This window comes from Isoptericola nanjingensis (assembly GCF_050311635.1).
Taxonomy (GTDB): Bacteria; Actinomycetota; Actinomycetes; order Actinomycetales; family Cellulomonadaceae; genus Isoptericola; species Isoptericola nanjingensis.
On sequence record NZ_JBNOZL010000006.1, the window covers coordinates 355,228 to 374,568 of the forward strand.

Sequence of the window (19,341 nt, forward strand, 5' to 3'; positions counted from 1 at the left end):
GCAGACGCTCAACCCCGCGCTCGCCCCCGAGCTGGCGCCCAGCGGCGTCACCGTGCGCCTCCCGCGGTTCGACGCCGCGGGACGCGCCACCGGCACCGAGGTGCGCGAGCTCAACGCGCCGGGCCCGTGGCACGCCCCGGCCGCGCCGATCACGTCGCGCGTCGCGTTCGCGGCCGCGCACGTCGTGCCGCAGGTCGGCGCGGAGAACGTGCCGGGCGCGCCCGCCGTCGTCGACTGGGACGCGACGCTCGCCTACCGGCACGAGATCTGGCGGTTCGGGCTCGGCGTCGCCGACGCCATGGACACCGCCCAGCGCGGGATGGGTCTGGACTGGGCCGCGACGCAGGAGCTGGTGCGCCGATCGTCGGCCGAGGCCGCGTCCGTCGGCGCGCGCATCGCGTGCGGCGCGGGCACCGACCAGCTCGACCCCGCGTCGGTCGAGCCCGGCGAGGCGGGCCTCGCCGCGGTGATCGACGCCTACCGCGAGCAGGTGCACGTGGTGCAGGACGCCGGGGCGCAGGTCATCGTCATGGCCTCGCGCGCGCTGGCGAAGGTCGCCCGCTCCCCCGAGGACTACGCCCGCGTCTACGACGCCGTGCTGGCCGAGGCCGACAAGCCCGTCGTCCTGCACTGGCTGGGCACGATGTTCGACCCGGCCCTGGCGGGCTACTGGGGGTCCGACGACGTCACGTCCGCGACCGCCACGTTCCTCGACCTCGTCAAGGCCCACCAGGACCGGGTCGACGGCGTCAAGGTGTCGCTGCTCGACGCACAGCACGAGATCGGCCTGCGCCGGGCGCTGGCCGGTCTCGACGGCTCCCCCGTGCGGCTGTACACCGGCGACGACTTCAACTACCCCGAGCTGATCGCCGGCGACGAGCAAGGGCACTCCGACGCCCTGCTCGGCATCTTCGCCGCGATCTACCCGGCCGCGTCCACGGCCCTCCAGGCGTTCGACGCGGGAGAGGGCGCACGCGGTCACGCGATCCTCGCCTCGACCGAGAAGCTGGGCCGGCACATCTTCGCGGCGCCGACCTACTACTACAAGACGGGCGTGGCGTTCCTGTCGTGGCTGAACGGCTTCCAGTCCGGCTTCCAGCTCGTGGGCGGGCTGCAGTCGGGCCGCTCGCTGGCGCACCTCGTGGAGCTGGCCCGTCTCGCCGACGGCTGCGGCATGCTGCTCGACCCGGCGCTGGCCGCCCGCCGTCTGGACGCCCTGCTGGTGACGACCGGGGTGACCGCATGAGCCTGTCGGGCACGGAGCCCACGGGGGTACGCCACGCGTCCGACACCGACCTGAGCCGCTGCTCCCTCAACACCGCGACGGTCAAGCACGCCACGCTCGCGGAAGCGGTCGATGCCGCGGCCGCGGCCGGGCTCGGCGCCGTCGGCCTGTGGCGCCACCAGGTGCAGGAGCACGGCGCGGAGAAGGCGGCGCGCATCGTGTCGGACGCCGGCCTGCGCGTCTCGTCCCTGTGCCGCGGCGGGTTCCTCACGGCAGCGGACGCGGCGGGCATCGCCGCCGCGCTCGACGACAACAAGCGCGCCATCGAGGAGACGGCGGGCGTCGGCACCCGCGAGCTGGTGTTCGTCGTCGGCGGCCTGCCCGCCCTCAGCGAGCCCGGTCGGGGCCCGCGGCCCGACGCAGGGCCGGGCGACCGCGACGTCGTCGCCGCCCGCGCCCGCGTGGCCGACCGGATCGCCGAGCTCGCGCCGTTCGCGGCCGAGCACGACGTGCGGATCGTGCTCGAGGCGCTGCACCCGATGTTCGCCGCCGACCGCGCGGTGATCTCCACCCTGGGGCAGGCGCTCGACCTCGCGGCGCCGTTCGCACCGGAGACCGTGGGCGTCGTCGTCGACACGTACCACGTGTGGTGGGACCCGCAGCTGCGCGAGTCGATCGCGCGGGCCGGGGCGGAGGGGCGGATCGCGGGCTACCAGGTCTGCGACTGGAACCTGCCGCTCGCCGCCGACCCGCTCCACTCGCGCGGCCACGTGGGCGACGGGTACGTCGACTTCCCGACGATCTCGCGCTGGGTCGCCGAGGCGGGCTACGCCGGGGACGTCGAGACCGAGATCTTCAACGAGGAGATCTGGGCCGACGACCCCCGCGACACCGCCCGCACGGTCGGCGAGCGGTACGCGCGGCACGTGCTGCCGCACCTGTAGGGCCGACCGCCCTCCAGCACACCGGGCCTTGACACCCCGGTGCGGGTCTGTCGCCGACGCCGGCCCGCCGCACGACGCCCCGTCGCCTCCCCGGGCGGCGGGGCGTCGTCGTGCGCGGGCCCGTGTCGCGCACCGGTCCCGCACCGGTCCCGTACTGATCAGGAACGGAGAAGCACGGCGGCGAGGTGTCTCCCTAGCCTGGTCCTCAGCGGCGCACGACGGTGCCGCCCCACCGACCGGGAGGAACGTCATGGCCACGTCCGAGGGTCTGAGCGCCGACGAGCGCGCGGCAGTGAAGCAGCGTGCCAAGGAGCTGCGCGAGCAGGAGAAGGCCGGCAAGAACCGTGCCGCGGGCGAGCAGGCGGTGCGCGAGGCGATCGAGCCGCTCGAGGGCACCGACCGGGACATCGCCGAGGGGCTGTACCGGGTCGCCACCGAGGTCGCGCCCCACCTCGTGCCCAAGACGTACTACGGCATGCCCGGCTTCGCGGACGCCGCCGGCAAGATGGTCGTCTTCGTGCAGCCCGCCGCGAAGTTCAAGACCCGCTACGCGACCGTCGGCTTCGACCCCGCGGCGCAGCTCGACGACGGCGACTTCTGGCCGACCGCCTTCGCGGTGCTGGCCTGGACCCCCGCGTTCGAGGAGAAGCTCACCGCCCTGGTGCGCAGCGCGGCGGGCTGACGGGGGCGGGCCGTCGTCGGACCCCGGCGACCACTACCTTGCGACGCAAGGGAGTGCTACCTTGTGTCGCATGGTACCGAGCTCCGACGTGGTCCTCACCCAGCTCCGCAAAGGGGTCGTGGAGTACTGCGTCCTGGCCTGCCTGCAATCGGGGCCGGCCTACGGCCTCGAGCTCGCCGAGCACCTCGGCGCCACGAGCACCCTGCTGACCAGCGAGGGCACGCTGTACCCGCTGCTCTCGCGGCTGCGCCAGCAGGGCTGGGTCACGACGACGCAGGTCGCGTCCCCGATGGGCCCGCCGCGCCGGTACTACGAGCTCACGACCGAGGGGCGGGCGGCGCTCGAGACCTTCACCGCCACCTGGTCCCGGTTCACCGCCGACGTCCGCACGACCCTGGAGCCCTGATGACCGCAGCACCCGCATTCCCCCCGCTCGTCGAGGCGTACCTCGCCGACCTCGAGCACGCGCTGGCGGCGAGCGAGCCGCGCGAGCGCGCCGAGACCCTCGCCGCGGTGCGCGAGCACGCGGCGGAGTCGCTCGCGCTGCACGGGTCGGACGATGCCGGCGCCCGGCGCGTGCTGGACGAGCTGGGCCCGGTGGACGCCATCGCCGCCGCGTCGACCCCGGCCGCGCCCGCGGCCGCCGCGCCGGCGGCCCCCGCCGCCACGCCCGCCGCGGACGTCTGGCTGGTCGTCCTCGCCGTCGCGTCCCTGGCGCTCTTCGTGGTCCCGCTCGTGGCCGCCGCCGCCGTGATCTGGGCGGTCGTCCGGCTCCGCGCCGGCGTCGGCAACCGCCGCGTGCAGACGCTGGCGCTCGCCGTCGGCACGGTCTCGTTCGTCGGCGCCGCGGCCCTCTACGTGTCGCACGTGCTGGCCGGCTGAAGGGCCGCCGCCGCACCGTTTCGACGCGACCGGGCGTTCCCTCCGGCGGAAACCGGTTGCTAGGCTGGGCACAGCACGGCGGGAACCGGTTTCTCACGGTTTCTCGCCGACTGTCCCAGCGACGTGACGGAAGGCGACCATGACCCACTACAGCAACCCGGTCCTCGACGCGGACTGGCCGGACCCCGACGCGGTGCGCGTCGGGGACGACTACTGGCTGATCGCGTCCAGCTTCAACCGCGCCCCCGGGCTGCCCGTGCTGCACTCGCGCGACCTCGTGTCCTGGGAGCACGTGGCGAACGCGCTGCCCGCCGTGCCGCCCGCGGGTCACTACGCGCTCCCCCGCCACGGCTCGGGGGTGTGGGCACCCAGCCTGCGCCACCACGACGGCCTGTTCTGGATCGTCTACCCCGACCCGGACCACGGGATCTTCGTCCTCACGGCCGCCGACCCGCGCGGCCCGTGGTCGGAGCCCTGGTGCCTGGTGCCGGGCCAGGGCCTCATCGATCCCTGCCCGCTGTGGGACGACGACGGCCGCGCCTACCTCGTGCACGGCTGGGCCAAGAGCCGAGCCGGTGTGAAGAACCGCCTCACGGTGGTCGAGGTGGACCCGGGCCTGCGCCGCGTCGTCGGGCCGGCGCGCACCGTGGTCGACGGCGACGAGCTGCCGGGCTTCCGCACGCTCGAGGGTCCCAAGCTGTACCACCGCGACGGCTGGTACTGGATCTTCGCCCCCGCGGGCGGCGTCGCGACCGGCTGGCAGACGGCGTTCCGCGCGCGGTCGGTGTGGGGCCCGTACGAGCACCGCGTGGTGCTGGCGCAGGGCGACACCCCGGTCAACGGCCCGCACCAGGGCGCCTGGGTGGACACCCCGGACGGCGCCGACTGGTTCCTGCACTTCCAGGACCGCGGCGTCTTCGGCCGCGTGGTGCACCTGCAGCCGATGCGGTGGGACGACGACGGCTGGCCGGTCATGGGCGAGAAGGGCTCCCCGGTGCTCACGCACCCGACGCCGGTGCCGGGCGCCGAGCCCGGAGAGCCGGTGCGCAGCGACGACTTCGCCTCCCCGGGCCTCGCACCGCGCTGGCACTGGCAGGCGAACCCCGCCGAGGGCTGGGCCGTGGCCGACGGCGGCGGCGCGCTGCGCCTGCCCGCGCAGCCCTCGCCCCGGGGCAACCTCCGCGACCAGGGCGCCGTCCTGAGCCAGCAGCTGCCGGGGCAGCCGAGCACGTGGGAGACCCGGGTCGGGCTCGTGGGCGACGCGCCCGGTACCCGGGCGGGCGTCGTCGTCCTCGGCCGCGAGTACGCCTGGGCCGGGCTGGTGCGCACGCCCGGCGGCGTCGAGGTGACGGTGCGGCGCGGCGGCACCTACGGAGACGAGGAGATCCTCGCGCAGGAGCCCGTGGCCGCGGGCGCGACGGGCGTCGTCCTGCGCACCGCCGTCGACGCCGAGGGCCGCGTCACCTGGGCCTGGCGCGACGACGCCCCGCCCGGGGACGACGACGCGGAGTGGCACGAGGCCGCGCCCCCGTGGCAGGCCGTCGTCGGGCACTGGATCGGTGCGGAGGTCGGCCTGTTCGCGAGCGCCCCGCTCGGGGCGGACCTGCGGCCGGGCGACGGCGGCACCTTCGGCCCGGTGCGCGTCACCGTGGCCGGGAAGGACGCCTGATGGCCCGCTCGGGCGGCCCGACGATCGACGAGGTGGCGGCCGCCGCAGGCGTGTCGCGGGCCACCGTCTCGCGGGTGATGAACGGCCGGGCCAGCGTCGCCCGGGACATCGCCGAGCGGGTGCGCGTCGCCGCGAAGGACCTGCGCTACCAGCCCAGCCGGGTGGCGCGCAGCCTGTCCCTGGGTCGCACCAACTCCGTGGCGCTGGTCGTGCCGGACCTCGCCAACCCGATGTTCCAGCAGATCCTGCGCGGCACGATGGCGGCGGCCGCGCCGCACGACTACCGCGTCCTGGTGGCCGACACCGCCGAGAACACGGCCGACGAGGCCGAGGTCGCGCTCGAGGCGCGGCAGCGGTGCGACGCGCTGGTGCTCGCCGCGCCGCGCACGTCCGAGGACGCGCTGCTCGAGCTGCTCCCGCGCCTGGAGCCGGTCGTCGTGGTCAACCGGCACGTGCCCGGCCTCACCGTGCCGAGCGTGCGCGTGGACTACGCGGCCGGCGTGCGCAGCATGGTGGACCACCTGGTCGCGCTTGGGCACCGCGAGCTCGCGTACGTCGCCGGCCCGCGCTCGAGCGCGTCGAACGGGCTGCGCGCCCGCGCCCTCGACGACGCCCGCGAACGGCACCCGGGGCTGCGCGTCACGACCGTGCCGTGCGGCCCCACCGTGGACGCCGGGTACCGCGCGGCGGACGCGGTGCTGGCCACCGGGGCGACGGGCGTCGTCGCGTTCAACGACCTGGTCGCGTTCGGCCTCCTCGCGCGGCTCAACGAGGCCGGCGTGGCGGTGCCGGGAGACATCTCCATCGGCGGCTTCGACGACATCGAGCTCGCCCGCTACGCGACGCCGTCGCTGACCACGGCCGCCGTGCCGCAGGCCGACCTCGGCCGTCGCGCCTGGGAGCTGCTGCATGCCCGCGTGCTCGGCACCGAACGCACGCGGCTCGGCGCGGAGGGCATCGCCGTGCACGTGACCCCGGGGCTGGTGGTGCGGGGCAGCACCGGGCCGGTACCGCCCGCGCGCCGGCTCGGGGTGACGTCGGCGGACCTCGCGGGGCGCGCGCACGCCCGCGACCACACCGTCCGGGCGCGGTGGCGGCCCGTCGACGACGACTGGGTGCTCGGCGTCGGCGACGACCGCCCCCTCAGCCGCTACTCGCGGGGCGAGGGGATGCCCGGGGTGCACAGCCCGCGGCCGTTCCTGCACCCGGTGCACTCGGCGCAGGGCGTCGCGATGACGACGAAGAGCCCGCTGGACCACCGCCACCACTACGGCGTCTCGATGGCGGTGGCCGACGTGGACGGCACCAGCCACTGGGGCGGGCGCACGTACGTGCGCGACCAGGGGCCGACGCTGCTCGCGAACCACGGCCGCCAGGAGGCCGGGCGTACGGAGGTGACCGACGACGGCGCCACCCTGACCCAGCAGGTGCGCTGGCTGGACGAGCGTGGCGGCGTGCAGCTGACCGAGGAGCGGCGGCTCACCGCCGTCGTGCTGCCGGAGGTCGACGCCTGGGCGCTCGGCTGGCACGGCAGCCTGCTCGCCGGCGACGCCGACCTCGAGATCGGCAGCCCGGCGACCAACGGCCGGCCCGGCGCCGGGTACGGCGGCTGGTTCTGGCGGCTCCCGTCCGGCGACGAGGCCTTCGCGCTGAGTCCCGACCGCGGCGGCGATGTGCACGGCTCGCGCAGCCCGTGGGTGGCCGTCGTGCGGCGCACCGGGCCGGCCTGGACCACCCTCGTGCTGGCCCAGGCGTCCGGGGAGCCCGACCCGTGGTTCGCCCGCGTCGGCGACTACGTCGGGCTGGGCCCGGCGCTCGCCTGGGACACGGTCCGCACGGTGCCGGCGGGGTCGTCGCTCGAGGTCGACGTCGTGGCGGCCGTCGTCGACCGGCGCCTCGACATCACCGGGGCCGGCGACGTCGCCGACCTCGCGGTGGGACGGGTGGGCGCCGCCCGGCTGTCCTGAGGGGTGGCGGCCGAGGCCCTCCCGCCTCCTCGGCGGGTGGGCTTCCGCCATCGCTGCCTAGGCTGGCCACGTGACGCCGGCACCATGGACCACGCGCGCCAGGACGGCCTGGAGCCCCTCGCCGGGGCGGCCGACGTGGGGCATCGTGCTGGGCGACGCGGTCCGCGTCGCGGCGCTGGTGAGCGTCCTGGCCGCCGCCGCGACGTCGGACTGGGTCGCGGTCGCGCTGTTCGCCCTCGTCCTGGGCGGATCGATGGTGCCCCGCGCGTCCGGCGCCGCCGCGTGGCTCGACGTCGCGTGCGGGACCGCCGTGCTCGCCGCCGCATGGTGCGCCGTGGCCGGTCTCTACGAGCGGGTCGCGGGCCTGGACCTGCTCGTGCACGCCGTCGCGACCGGTGCGCTCGCTGCCCTGGCCCACCAGGTCCTGACCCGGGACGGCCTCGCGACGCCTCCCGTCCGCCCCCGCGCGACGGCAGCCCTGACGACCGTCGGCCTCGGCGCGCTGCTCGCCGTCGTCTGGGAGCTGCTCGAGGCGGTGGGGCACACGTTCGTCGACGACAGCATCCACGTGACGTACCCGGACACCGTCGGCGACCTCGCGGCGGCGCTCGTGGGCAGCGCCGCGGCGGCGTGGCTCGTCGCCCGGGCTGCCGCCCGGACTCCGGCACGGGGGCTCCCGTGACGGGGGCGCGGGGTGCCCGGTTCTCGGGACGGCCGCTCCCCACGGTCTCGGTCGTCATCCCTGCCCGCGACGACGCCGCCGCGCTCGAGCGGTGCCTGGCGCTGCTCGCGGCGCAGACCCTCGCCCCGCTCGAGGTCGTCGTGGTGGACAACGCCTCGACGGACGAGACCGCCGACGTCGCCCGACGCGCGGGGGCGGTCGTGGTCCACGAGCCGCGGGTCGGCATCCCCGCCGCCGCGGCGGCGGGGTACGACGCGGCCCGGGGCGAGATCGTGGCGCGCCTCGACGCCGACTCGCAGCCCGCGCCCGGCTGGGTGCGCGCCGTCGCCCAGCACCTGGCCGACGACCCCGCGGCCGACGCCGTGACCGGGACGGGGACGTTCACCGACCTGCGGGGCGGCCGCTGGGCGTGCGCGCTGTACCTCTCCGCGTACTACGCCAGCACCCGGATGGCGCTCGGTCACACGGCCTTGTGGGGCTCCTGCATGGCGTTCCGTCGCAGCACCTGGCGGGACGTGCGCGACCAGGTCGAACGGGTCGACCCGGAGATCCACGACGACCTGGACCTCGCGTTCGCCCTCGGGCCCCGCCGTCGGATCGTCCGGGACCGCCGGCTCCGCGTCGGCGTGTCCGCCCGGTCGCTGCGGTACGCCCGCCGTCGACGCCTGGTGCGGGCCGTGCGCACCCTGCGGCTGAACTGGGCGGTCGCCCCGCCGTGGGAGCGCTGGCGGGACAGGCTCGGCATCGCCGCCTGACGGCTCCGCCCTCCGCCGCCTCCGATTGATATCGGCGGCTGAACTATTGACGCGGGCGTCCGTCCTGGGCTACGTTGTGAGAAACCGGTTTCTGAGGCGTTTCCGGTCGCAGAGCGCGACGGGCACGGGAAGACCGACACCGACGTCGGCCGCACCACGAGCAGCACGACCAGCAACGACAGGCACCACGGGCACCCCGCCGTCGTCGACGGGCCCCCGGCCGCCGCCCCGCTCGTCCCGACCCGAGGGCCACCCGGCCCGAGTCTCACGAGAGGCGCGACGATGCCCTTCAGCGCGGACCATCGACCCACACCGCACCGCACCCCCTCCCCTCGCTCCCGCCGCCCGCGACCACGGGCCCGCCGCGCCGTGGCGGCCCTCGCCGCCCCGGTCCTGGGCCTGACGTTGCTCGCCCCGGTGGCGCACGCGACGTCGGGCACGGACGCCGAGGCCGCCGGCCGAGCGCTGCTGCACCGCATCGGCGCCCCGCCCACGACCTCCGCGGACGGGCCCGTGTGGTCCCCCACCGCCACGGGCTTCGCGTCTGTGCCGACCGACGAGCTCCCCGACGGCACCACCGGCGGCGCGGGCGGGCGGACCGTCACCGTGCGCGACGCCGCGGCGCTGGCCGAGGCGGCCGCGGCCGAGGAGCCGCTGACGATCCTCGTGCAGGGCACCCTCGACGTGGAGCCGTTCGGCTCGATGATCGACGTGGCGAGCGACAAGACGATCGTCGGCGCGGCGGCGGGCGGCGAGCTCGTCGGCGGCGGGCTGCGGCTGCTGGAGGTCGAGAACGTCATCATCCGCAACCTGACGTTCCGCGACTCGTACGTCGCGGCCGACTGGGACGGCAAGAGCGCGGACAACGACAACGACGGCATCCGCATCGACACGTCGGACCACGTCTGGGTGGACCACAACGAGTTCGCGCGGCTCGGCGACGGCCAGCTCGACGTCCGCAAGGACTCCACCGCGGTGACGGCGTCGTGGAACTTCTTCCACGACCACAACAAGACCCTCGGCGTCGGGTGGACGGACAACGTGGTGACCACGCTGACGCTGCACCACAACCGGTTCTCGAACGTGCACCAGCGCAACGGCAGCATCGACAACGTGGCGCTCGGCCACCTGTACAACAACTGGCTGTCCGGGGTGAGCTCGTACGGCACGACGTCGCGCGGCGGCTCCCAGCTGCTCGTGGAGTCGAGCGTCTACGAGAACGCCCGCAACCCGCTCATCCTCAGCGGCGACGCCGCCAGGCTCCACCAGCGCGACAACCTGTTCCGCGGGAACTGGGGCGAGAAGCCGGCCGAGACCGGGCCCACGTTCGAGGCGTCCGACCTCTACGACTACGAAGCCGATCCCGTCGAGGACGTCGTGCCGCTGCTGAGCCGGTACGCCGGCACCCGCACCACCCGCGACGACCGGCTCGGCCGGCAGGTCACGGTGGCGCAGGACGGCACCGGCGACTACCTCTCGATCCAGGCCGCCGTGGGCGCGGCGTCGCGGTCGCCCCGGCCGGTCGAGATCGTCGTCGGACCGGGCACGTACCGCGAGGTGCTCACCGTCTGGCCGGGCGCCGAGGGGCTCACGATCCGCGGCGCGACGGGCGACCCCGCCGACGTCGTCGTGACCTACGACAAGCCCGCGAGCGACTGGGCCACCGCGACCGTCCTCGCCGACGGCGTCACCCTGCGCGACCTCACGCTCGAGAACGCCTACGACGCCGAGGCCGGCGGCCCGAGGGAGACCCTCGCCCTGCGCGACGCCGCCGCCGGCACCGTGCTGGACGACGTCCCCCTGGTGGGCGGCGGACTCTCCACCGACGACCCCCGCCACTCCTGACCCGGACCGAGGAGCAACGATGAGACTCACGACCACCCGCACCGCCGCGCTGCTCGGCGCCCCGGTGCTGGCCCTGACCCTGCTCGCCCCCGCCGCGCAGGCGGCGCCCTCCGACGTCGACCCGGCCGCGGCAGGCGCCGCCGTCCTCGAGCGCATCGGCGCGCCCGCGACGACGACGGCCGACGGGCCCGTCTGGTCGCCCGTCGCGACGGGCTTCGCCTCCACTCCCACCGACGACCTGCCGCACGGCACGACCGGCGGCGCGGGCGGGGGCTCCGTCACCGTCCGCGACGCGGCCGCGCTCGCCGAGGCCGCGGCATCCGACGGACCCCTGACGATCTACGTCAAGGGCACCATCGAGCCGGCCGAGTTCGGCTCGATGATCGACGTGGCGAGCGACAAGACGATCGTCGGGTTCGCGTCCGGAGCCGAGCTGGTGGGCGTCGGGCTGCGGCTCGACCACGTGGAGAACGTCGTCGTGCGCAACCTGCGCTTCCGCGACTCGTACGTGCCGGGCGACTGGGACGGCAAGAGCGCCGACAACGACAACGACGGCATCCGTGTCGACACCTCCAGCCACGTGTGGATCGACCACAACGAGCTGACCCGCCTGGGCGACGGGCTGATCGACGTCCGCAAGGACTCCACGGCGGTCACGCTGTCGTGGAACTACCTGCACGACCACAACAAGACGGTGGGCGTGGGCTGGACCGACAACGTGGTCACCGAGATCACGATGCACCACAACCGGTTCTCGAACACCTACCAGCGCAACGCGAGCATCGACAACGTCGCCGCCGGCCACCTCTACAACAACTGGTTCGACGGGCAGGCGCAGTACGGCACCATGTCGCGCGGCGCGTCGCAGCTCGTCGTCGAGTCGAGCGTGTACTCGAACGGCGAGGACGCGATCGTCGCCAAGGACCCGGCGTCGAAGGTCGACTCGCGCGACAACCGGTTCACGACCGTCCGCGGGCGCAAGGACGACACCGGCCCGACGTTCGACCCGGCCGCGCGGTACGCGTACACGCCGGACGCCGTCGCCGACGTCACGCGCATCGTCACGGACGGCGCGGGCACCCTCGGCGCGCCGGAGAAGGTGCGCCGCACGGTCACGGTGGCGCTCGACGGCACCGGCGACTACGCGTCGATCGGTGCCGCGGTGGGCGCGGCGTCGCGGTCGCCGCACCCGGTGGACGTCGTCGTCGAGCCGGGCGTCTACCGCGAGGTCGTGCGGGTCTGGCCCGGCGCCGACGGGATCACGATCCGCGGCGCCACCGGCGACCCGGAGGACGTGGTGCTCACCTACGACCTCGCCGCCGGCCAGGCCAAGTTCTACGGCGGCACGTTCGGGCACACCGGCTCGCCGGTGCTGTCCGTGCTGGCCGACGACGTCACGCTGCGCGACCTCACCGTCGAGAACGCCTACGACGAGGCCGCGAACGGCGGCAGCCAGGCGCTCGCGCTGCGGACGTCGGGCGACCGCACCGTGCTCGACGGCGTGCGGCTGCTCGGCAACCAGGACACCTACCTGGCCGACCCGGGCTCCGGCGCCACGGCGGCGCGCACCTGGGTCACCGGCTCGTACATCGAGGGCGACGTCGACTTCGTCTACGGCGGCGGCACCCTCGTCGTCGAGGACTCGGAGATCCGCTCGCTCGACCGCGGGTCCGCGACGAACAACGGGTACGTGGCCGCACCGGCGACCGTGCCGGGCGGCAGGGGCTTCCTGTTCACCGGCACCCGGTTCACGTCGGACGCCGCGGCGGGCACCGTGTTCCTCGGCCGCCCGTGGCACCCCAGCAGCAACCCGCTCGTCGACCCGTCGGTCGTCGTCCGCGACTCGTGGCTGGGCGCGCACGTCGGCACGCCCGCCTGGTCGGACATGAGCGGCTGGTCGTGGCGCGACGACTTCATGCGGGAGTACCGCAACGCCGGTCCGGGCGCCGCGCCCGCCGGCGGGGCCGTCGACGGACGGCCGCAGCTCACGGCCGACGAGGCCGCCGCGCACACCCGTGAGGCGTACCTGTCCGGCGACGACGGCTGGGCGCCCTGGCGCTGACCTGACGCGTGGTGAGCGCGGTCAGCGGGCGTGGGCCGCGCTCACCACGACGTTCGTCACAGCGCGCGCGGGGGCGGCCTCGGGGCAGTAGTGTCGACGACGGTTCAGGCCGCCCCAGCGGCCCTCGGAAGGCACCCATCCCCCGTGGCCACAGGAGGCTGCTGCATGGTTCCGGACGTGCGCCGGTGACGCCCGTCGAGGCCGTCCCCGTCGGGCAGCTCGACGTGGTCGGGTCGTGGACCGTGCGCTCCGTCGACGACCTCGCCGAGGTGCGCGCGGAGTTCGAGGACCGGCTGCCCTGCGACTGCCCCGCGGCCATGACCGCCAGCTCCGGCGACCTCGGCGCGCTCTCCGGGCGCCAGCGCATGGTGCTGGTGGCGAGCGAGCTCGTCGCGAACGCCCTGGAGCACGCGCGGCCGCCGGTCGTCGCCCGGCTCCTGTGCGACGGGCACGTCGCCGTGGTCGACGTCGTCGACCGCAGCCCCGACGCGCCGCCCGTCGTCCCGCACGACCGCGAGCCGGGCGAGGGGGGCCACGGCCTGCGCCTGGCCGAGACGATCGCCGACCGCGTCGGCTGGTACTGCACGGACCGCGGCGAGAAGCACGTGTGGGCCCGGTTCACGACCTCGGACCGGGCGCCCGTCGCCGCGCCCGCGGGCCCGGCGCCGCACCACCTGGCGAGCCATGGCCCGTCGGCGGGCGCGGCGTCGGACGGGGCCTACCGCGGCGCGTAGCGCTCGGGCGTGAACGCCGCGGCGACGAGCGCGCGCAGGTCCTCCAGGCCGCCGTCCACCAGGCCGCGGGCGCGGGCCTGCACCAGCAGGTTCCCGATGGCGGTGGCCTCGACGGGCCCGGCCACCACGGGCAGCCCCGAGCGGTCCGCCGTCGCCTGGCACAGGAGCGTGTTCTGCGCGCCGCCACCGACCACGTGGATGGTCGACACGGTGCGCCCCGCGAGCCTCGCCGCCGTCGTGACGGCGTCCGCGAACGCCTGCGCGAGGCTCTCGACGATGCTGCGCACGTACTCCCCGCGCGTGGCGGGCACCGGCTGGTCGTGCTCGCGGCACCAGTCGGCGATGCGGCCGGGGATGTCGCCTGGCGGCAGGAAGCGCGGGTCGTCGACGTCGAAGACCGCCACCGGCGCGGTGACGTGCGCCGCCTCGGCCAGCAGTTCCTGCAGCGTGCTGGAGCGCTGGGCCGCGGTGGACTCGCGCTCCCAGGTGCGGATCGACTCGCTGAGCAGCCACAGCCCCATGACGTTGTGCAGGAAGCGCGTGCGGCCGTCGACGCCGCCCTCGTTGGTGAAGCCGGCGAGGCGGGCGTCCTCGGAGAGCACCGGCGCGTCGAGCTCGAGGCCGACCAGCCCCCAGGTGCCGCACGAGACGTAGGCGACGTCCCGGTCGGTGGCGGGGACGGCGACGACGGCGGAGGCCGTGTCGTGCGAGCCGACGGCCGTGACCTCGAGCGCCCGGCCGACCAGCTGCGCGACGTCGGGGCGCAGGGCCCCGAGCGACCCCCCCGGGTCGACGAGGGGCGGCAGGATCCCGGCCGGGATCCCGACGAGGTCGGCGAGTCCCGTGTCCCACTCCCCCGTGCGCGCGTCGAGCAGACCGGTCGTGGAGGCGTTGGTGCGCTCCGCGACCTCGGCCCCGGTGAGCCAGTGGGCGAGCAGGTCGGGCACCAGCAGCAGCCGGTCGGCGAGGTCGAGCAGCGGCCCCTCCGTGGCGAGCTGGAACACCGTGTTGAACGGCAGGTGCTGCAGCCCGTTGCGCGCGTACAGCGCCGCGGCGTCCACGCGTGCGTGCACGCGCTCCACGCCGTCCGCCGTGCGCGCGTCCCGGTAGTGGTACGGCACGCCGAGCAGCCGGCCGCCGCGCAGCAGGCCGTAGTCCACGGCCCACGAGTCGATCCCGACGCCGAGGATCTCCCCCGGCGCCTCGCGCTCGGCCACGGCCAGGCCGTCGAGCACCTGGCGGTACAGCTCCAGCAGGTTCCAGTGCAGGCCGTCGGGCGTACGGACCGGGTCGTTGGGGAACCTGGCGACGTGCTGCAGCCGCAGCCCTTCGCGCCCGCCCAGGTGCCCCAGGATGACGCGCCCGCTGGTGGCGCCCAGGTCGACGGCGGCGAGGGTGCCCGCCGCCGTCGAGAGGGTCGTGCCCGTCACCGCAGGAACGCCTGAGCCACGCCGGCGTCGACGGGCACGTGCAGGCCGGTGGTGTGCGAGAAGTCGGACGTGCACAGCGCATAGACGGCGTTGGCGACGTGCTCGGGCAGCACCTCGCGCTTGAGCAGCGTGCGCTGGGCGTAGAACCTGCCCAGGTCCTGCTCCTCGATGCCGTACGTCTTGGCGCGGTTGGCGCCCCACCCGGAGGCGAAGATGCCCGAGCCGCGCACGACGCCGTCCGGGTTGATGCCGTTGACCTTGATGCCGTGCTCGCCGAGCTCGGCGGCCAGCAGGCGCACCTGGTGCGCCTGGTCGGCCTTGGTGGCCGAGTACGCGATGTTGTTCGGGCCCGCGAACACGGAGTTCTTCGACGAGATGTAGACGATGTCGCCGCCGAGCTTCTGGTCCACGAGGATGCGCGCGGCGTTCTTGGCCACGAGGAACGAGCCCTTGGCCATGACGTCGTGCTGCAGGTCCCAGTCCGCCTCGGTGGTGTCGAACAGCGACTTGCTCAGCGACAGGCCGGCGTTGTTCACGACGATGTCGACGCCGCCGAAGGCGAGGACGGCCTCGGCGAGCGCGGCCTGCACGGCGGCCTCGTCGGCGACGTTCGCCGCCAGCCCGACGGCGACGTCCGTCGAGCCCAGCTCGGCCGCGGAGGCCTGCGCCTTGGCGAGGTCCAGGTCGGCGACGACGACGCACGCACCCTCCGCCGCGAGGCGGGTCGCGATGGCCTTGCCGATGCCGGATGCCGCGCCGGTCACGAACGCGATGCGGGACGCGAGCGGCTTCGGCTTCGGCTTGCGCTGGAGCTTCGCCTCCTCGAGGGCCCAGTACTCGATGCGGAACTTCTCCGACTCGTCGATCGGGGCGTACGTGGACAGGGCCTCCGCGCCGCGCATCACGTTGACGGCGTTGACGTAGAACTCCCCCGCCACGCGCGCGGTCTGCTTGTCCGCGCCGTACGAGAACATGCCCACGCCGGGCACGAGGACGATCGCCGGGTCCGCGCCGCGCATGGCGGGCGGCTCCTCGCCGCGGGCACGGGCCTCGGCGGCGCCGCGCTCGTAGTACGCGGTGTAGTCGGCGCGGTACGCCTCGTGCAGCTCGGGCAGGCGCTCCACGATCTCCTCGACGGTCGCGGTGGCCGGCAGGTCGACGACCAGCGGCTTCACCTTGGTGCGCAGGAAGTGGTCGGGGCAGCTGGTGCCGAGCTCCGCGAGGCGCGCGTGCTCGGCGCTCGCCAGGAAGTCGAGCACGACGTCCGCGTCGGTGAAGTGGCCCACCTGCGGCTTGTCGTGCGACGCGACGGCGCGCAGGTGCGGGGCGAGCGCGGCGGCCTTGGCGCGGCGCTCGGCGTCGGGCAGCGCCCCGTAGCCGTCGAGGGCCGGGCCGAAGGGCTCCGGCGCACCGTGCTCGGCGATGTACGCGGCGGCGGTCTCGATGATCCACAGCGAGTTCGCCTCGGACTCCTCGGCCGTCTCGCCCCAGGCCGTGATGCCGTGCCCGCCGAGCACCGTGCCGATCGCGTCCGGGTGGGCGGCCTTGATCTCCGCGATGTCGAGGCCGAGCTGGAAGCCGGGGCGGCGCCACGGCACCCACACGACCTTGCCGCCGAAGATCTTCTGCGTCAGCTCCGGGCCGTCGACGGCGGTCGCGATCGCGATGCCGGCGTCCGGGTGCAGGTGGTCCACGTGCGCGGCGTCGACCAGGCCGTGCATGGCCGTGTCGATGCTGGGGGCGGCGCCGCCCTTGCCGTGCAGGCAGTAGTCGAACGCGGCGACCATCTCGTCCTCGCGCTCCACGCCCGGGTACACCTCGGTGAGGGCGCGCAGGCGGTCCAGCCGCAGGACGGCGAGGCCCTTCGCGGTGAGGGTGCCGAGATCGCCCCCGGAGCCCTTGACCCACAGCAGCTCGACGTCCTGCCCGGTGACCGGGTCCTTCTCGATCCCCTTGGCGGACGTGTTGCCGCCGGCGTAGTTCGTGTTGCGCGGGTCGGCGCCCAGGCGGTTCGACCGCGCGACGAGGGCCTCCACGGTCGGGTTGACGGTCTGCTTCGTCATCGGTGCTCCGGTGGTCGGTCCGTCGGCCGACGGACGGGGGTGGGTGCGGTGAGGGGTACGGGGGTCAGCGCTCGTGCGCGGTGCCGACGAGGGCGTCCGTCGTGAGCCAGGCGGAGATCCGCGCGAGGCTGCGCGCGAAGCCGGGCTCGGCGGGCCGGTTGAGGTGTCCGTGGGTGGTGCCGTCCTCGCGGGTCACGAAGACGTCCACCCCGGCGGCCGCGAGCTCCGCGGCGTAGGCCTCGCCGCCCGAGCGCAGGGCGTCGAGGTCGGAGTTGACGATCAGCGTGGGCGGCAGGCCGCGCAGGTCCTGGCCGCCGGGGAAGGCGTAGGGCGACGTCGCCGGGCCGTCGTGGCCCAGGTAATTGCCGTTCATCGCGCGCACGGCGGCCGGCGGGAAGTCCTTCTCCGGCGGCAGCCCCGCGATCTTGGCGGCCAGCTCGGCGCTGGGCGAGGGCAGCTCCTGGTGCGTCACCGGGTAGGCGAGCACGACGCTGCGCGGGGTCACGCCGTCGGGCCCGACGGCGCCGCTGAGGGTGCCGAGCGGCGCCGCGCCGTCCCGCAGCCGCAGCGACGCCCCCGCGGCGAGGTCGCCGCCGGCGCTCGCGCCGCCCAGAGACCACCGTCCCGCGGGGACGCCGAGGTCGGCGGCGCCGCCCCCGGCGGCCCACGCGAAGGCGAAGGCGACCTCCTCGGACGGCACCGGGAAGCGGACGCCGTCCGTCCCGGGCGTCGCGCCCGCGGCGCGGTAGTCGAGCGCGGGCACCAGGCGGTACTCCACGCTCACGACGGCGACCCCCGCCGCGGCGAGGCCGCGCGCGACGCCGTCGGCCTCGGGCATGTCGAGGTCGCCGTGCGCGAACGCGCCGCCGTGCGCCCACACCAGGCCCGCGACGGGCGTGCCCGCCGGCCGGTAGACCCGCACCCGCAGGTCGCCGTGCGGCCCCGCGAGCACGCGGTCGGCGACCGCGGCGTCCGGGTCCGCCGGGACGGGCGGCGCGGTGTCCGCCGTCGTGCCCGCCGTCGTCGTCATGCTCAGGCGCCCCAGCCGGCCTGCTGGCCGCCGACACGCTCGGACGCGATCTGCGCCAGGTAGCCGGACGCCGCGAACGCCTTCATGGGCTCGGGGTCGAGGCCCTGCTCGGCGCGCAGGTCGGCGAGGAGGCCGCGCACGTCCGTGTTGTAAGCGTCCATGAGCGCGCCGTTGGCGCCGAGCACGTCGCCGGAGCGCTGCGCGGCGTCGAGGGCCTCGGCGTCGACGAGCAGCGCCTTCGCCGTGGCCTCCTGGACGTTCATCACGGAGCGGATCTGGCCGGGGATCTTCTCCTCGATGTTGTGGCACTGGTCGAGCATGAAGTTCACCCCCGACTCCGGGCGCAGTGCGTCCGCCTGCACGATCTCGTGCATGATCCGGAAGAGCTGGAACGGGTCCGCGGCGCCGGCCATGAGGTCGTCGTCCGCGTAGAAGCGCGAGTTGAAGTCGAAGGCGCCGAGGCGGCCCTGGCGCAGCAGCTGGGCCACGATGAACTCGATGTTGGTGCCGGGCGCATGGTGGCCCGTGTCGAGCACGACGTTCGCCTTGTCGCCGAGGGCGAGGCAGTGCAGCAGGGAGGTGCCCCAGTCCGGCACGTCGGTGTGGTAGAACGCCGGCTCGAAGAACTTGTACTCGAGCACCATGCGGTGGTCGTCGTCGAGCTCGGCGTAGATCTCCGCGAGCGACTCGGCGAGCCGGTCCTGGCGGGCGCGGATCGAGTCCTGGCCCGGGTAGTTGGTGCCGTCCGGCAGCCAGACCTTCAGCTCCTTGGACCCCGTGGCGCGCATGACGTCGACGCACTGCACGTGGTGGGCGATCGCCTTGCGGCGCACAGCCGGGTCGGAGTGCGTGAGGGAGCCGAGCTTGTAGTCGTCGTCCTGGAACAGGTTCGAGTTGATCGTCCCGATGGTCACGCCGTGCTCCTTGGCGTGCCGGGCCAGGTCGGAGAAGTCGTCGACCAGGTCCCACGGGACGTGCAGCGACACGCGCGGCGCGATGCCCGTGTAGCGGTGCACCTGGGCGGCGTCCGCGATCTTCTCGTACGGGTCACGGGGGGTCCCGGGCGTGCCGAAGACCTTGAACCGGGTACCCGAGTTGCCGAACGCCCACGAGGGCAGCTCGATGGTCTGCTCGCCGAGGGCCTTGCGCAGCCGTGCGTCGAGCACGGGCGTCGTCGCCGTCATGTCTCCTCCTCGTCCGCGCTCCCTCGCGCGGTGCTGGTGCGGCCGGCGGAGCGACCGCGCTTTGAATCGTTTCATAGCCTAGGTGGGGTGCGAGGCGGCGTCAACCGTCTGCGCACGTTCGACCACTCGCCCGCCGACGTGTCAGGGCCAGGAGCACGTCTACGTGAACGTAGCCCTGACAGCTCCC

General features: G+C 75.0%; 16 protein-coding genes. 12 read left to right on the top strand and 4 right to left on the bottom strand.

All coding sequences use genetic code 11. The features are described 5' to 3' along the window. Window positions 1–52: 52 nt before the first annotated feature. The 12 genes from ACQP6G_RS14185 to ACQP6G_RS14240 all read left to right on the top strand — a co-directional run bounded on the left by ACQP6G_RS14185 (window position 53) and on the right by ACQP6G_RS14240 (window position 13,447). Entirely contained in the window at window positions 53–1,246 is a 1,194-nt protein-coding gene (locus ACQP6G_RS14185; protein ID WP_429765203.1) for a dihydrodipicolinate synthase family protein, read from the top strand. Then, entirely contained in the window at window positions 1,243–2,169 is a 927-nt protein-coding gene (locus ACQP6G_RS14190; protein ID WP_429765114.1) for a sugar phosphate isomerase/epimerase family protein, read from the top strand. The genes ACQP6G_RS14185 and ACQP6G_RS14190 overlap by 4 nt, the downstream gene beginning before the upstream one ends. A 250-nt stretch (window positions 2,170–2,419) precedes the next feature. Beyond that, window positions 2,420–2,851 (top strand): hypothetical protein, encoded by a 432-nt coding sequence (locus ACQP6G_RS14195; protein WP_429765115.1) that lies wholly within the window; start codon window positions 2,420–2,422, stop codon window positions 2,849–2,851. Window positions 2,852–2,921: 70 nt separating this feature from the next. Next, window positions 2,922–3,257 carry a PadR family transcriptional regulator gene (locus tag ACQP6G_RS14200; RefSeq protein WP_429765116.1) on the top strand — a complete coding sequence of 112 codons (336 nt, stop codon included), beginning with the start codon at window positions 2,922–2,924 and terminating at the stop codon, window positions 3,255–3,257. Then, window positions 3,257–3,733, top strand: coding sequence for an HAAS signaling domain-containing protein (locus ACQP6G_RS14205; protein WP_429765118.1), 477 nt, complete (start codon window positions 3,257–3,259; stop codon window positions 3,731–3,733). The genes ACQP6G_RS14200 and ACQP6G_RS14205 overlap by 1 nt, the downstream gene beginning before the upstream one ends. A gap of 139 nt (window positions 3,734–3,872) precedes the next feature. Then, on the top strand, window positions 3,873–5,402 hold the full coding sequence (locus tag ACQP6G_RS14210) for a glycoside hydrolase family 43 protein (RefSeq protein ID WP_429765119.1): 1,530 nt from the start codon (window positions 3,873–3,875) through the stop codon (window positions 5,400–5,402). After that, complete coding sequence (locus ACQP6G_RS14215) at window positions 5,402–7,369, top strand: DUF6807 family protein (RefSeq protein ID WP_429765121.1); 1,968 nt, start codon at window positions 5,402–5,404, stop codon at window positions 7,367–7,369. The genes ACQP6G_RS14210 and ACQP6G_RS14215 overlap by 1 nt, the downstream gene beginning before the upstream one ends. Before the next feature lie 70 nt (window positions 7,370–7,439). Continuing rightward, complete coding sequence (locus tag ACQP6G_RS14220) at window positions 7,440–8,051, top strand: DUF2238 domain-containing protein (protein WP_429765123.1); 612 nt, start codon at window positions 7,440–7,442, stop codon at window positions 8,049–8,051. Further along, on the top strand, window positions 8,048–8,806 hold the full coding sequence (locus tag ACQP6G_RS14225) for a glycosyltransferase family 2 protein (RefSeq protein ID WP_429765124.1): 759 nt from the start codon (window positions 8,048–8,050) through the stop codon (window positions 8,804–8,806). Before ACQP6G_RS14220 ends, ACQP6G_RS14225 begins: the two co-directional genes overlap by 4 nt. Before the next feature lie 369 nt (window positions 8,807–9,175). Beyond that, window positions 9,176–10,651, top strand: coding sequence for a pectate lyase family protein (locus ACQP6G_RS14230; RefSeq protein WP_429765126.1), 1,476 nt, complete (start codon window positions 9,176–9,178; stop codon window positions 10,649–10,651). A 19-nt stretch (window positions 10,652–10,670) separates the two neighbouring features. Then, window positions 10,671–12,713 (top strand): pectinesterase family protein, encoded by a 2,043-nt coding sequence (locus ACQP6G_RS14235; RefSeq protein ID WP_429765127.1) that lies wholly within the window; start codon window positions 10,671–10,673, stop codon window positions 12,711–12,713. Between the two features lie 185 nt (window positions 12,714–12,898). Further along, entirely contained in the window at window positions 12,899–13,447 is a 549-nt protein-coding gene (locus ACQP6G_RS14240; protein ID WP_429765129.1) for an ATP-binding protein, read from the top strand. Here ACQP6G_RS14240 and ACQP6G_RS14245 read toward each other — a convergent pair. The 4 genes from ACQP6G_RS14245 to rhaI form a co-directional block, all read right to left on the bottom strand. Next, on the bottom strand, window positions 13,432–14,877 hold the full coding sequence (locus ACQP6G_RS14245; protein ID WP_429765130.1) for a rhamnulokinase: 1,446 nt from the start codon (window positions 14,875–14,877) through the stop codon (window positions 13,432–13,434). The two genes, ACQP6G_RS14240 and ACQP6G_RS14245, sit on opposite strands and share 16 nt — an antisense overlap. Then, the gene (locus ACQP6G_RS14250; RefSeq protein WP_429765132.1) at window positions 14,874–16,940 is read right to left on the bottom strand and encodes a bifunctional aldolase/short-chain dehydrogenase; all 2,067 of its coding nucleotides are present in this window, start codon (window positions 16,938–16,940) and stop codon (window positions 14,874–14,876) included. The genes ACQP6G_RS14245 and ACQP6G_RS14250 overlap by 4 nt, the downstream gene beginning before the upstream one ends. A 64-nt stretch (window positions 16,941–17,004) precedes the next feature. Then, a complete protein-coding gene (locus ACQP6G_RS14255) occupies window positions 17,005–17,970 on the bottom strand; it encodes an alpha/beta hydrolase (RefSeq protein WP_429765134.1) in 966 nt (321 codons plus the stop codon). Window positions 17,971–17,972: 2 nt separating this feature from the next. Beyond that, window positions 17,973–19,154: an L-rhamnose isomerase gene (rhaI, locus tag ACQP6G_RS14260; protein ID WP_429765136.1), complete on the bottom strand. Its 1,182-nt coding sequence runs from the start codon at window positions 19,152–19,154 to the stop codon at window positions 17,973–17,975. Window positions 19,155–19,341 lie beyond the last annotated feature (187 nt).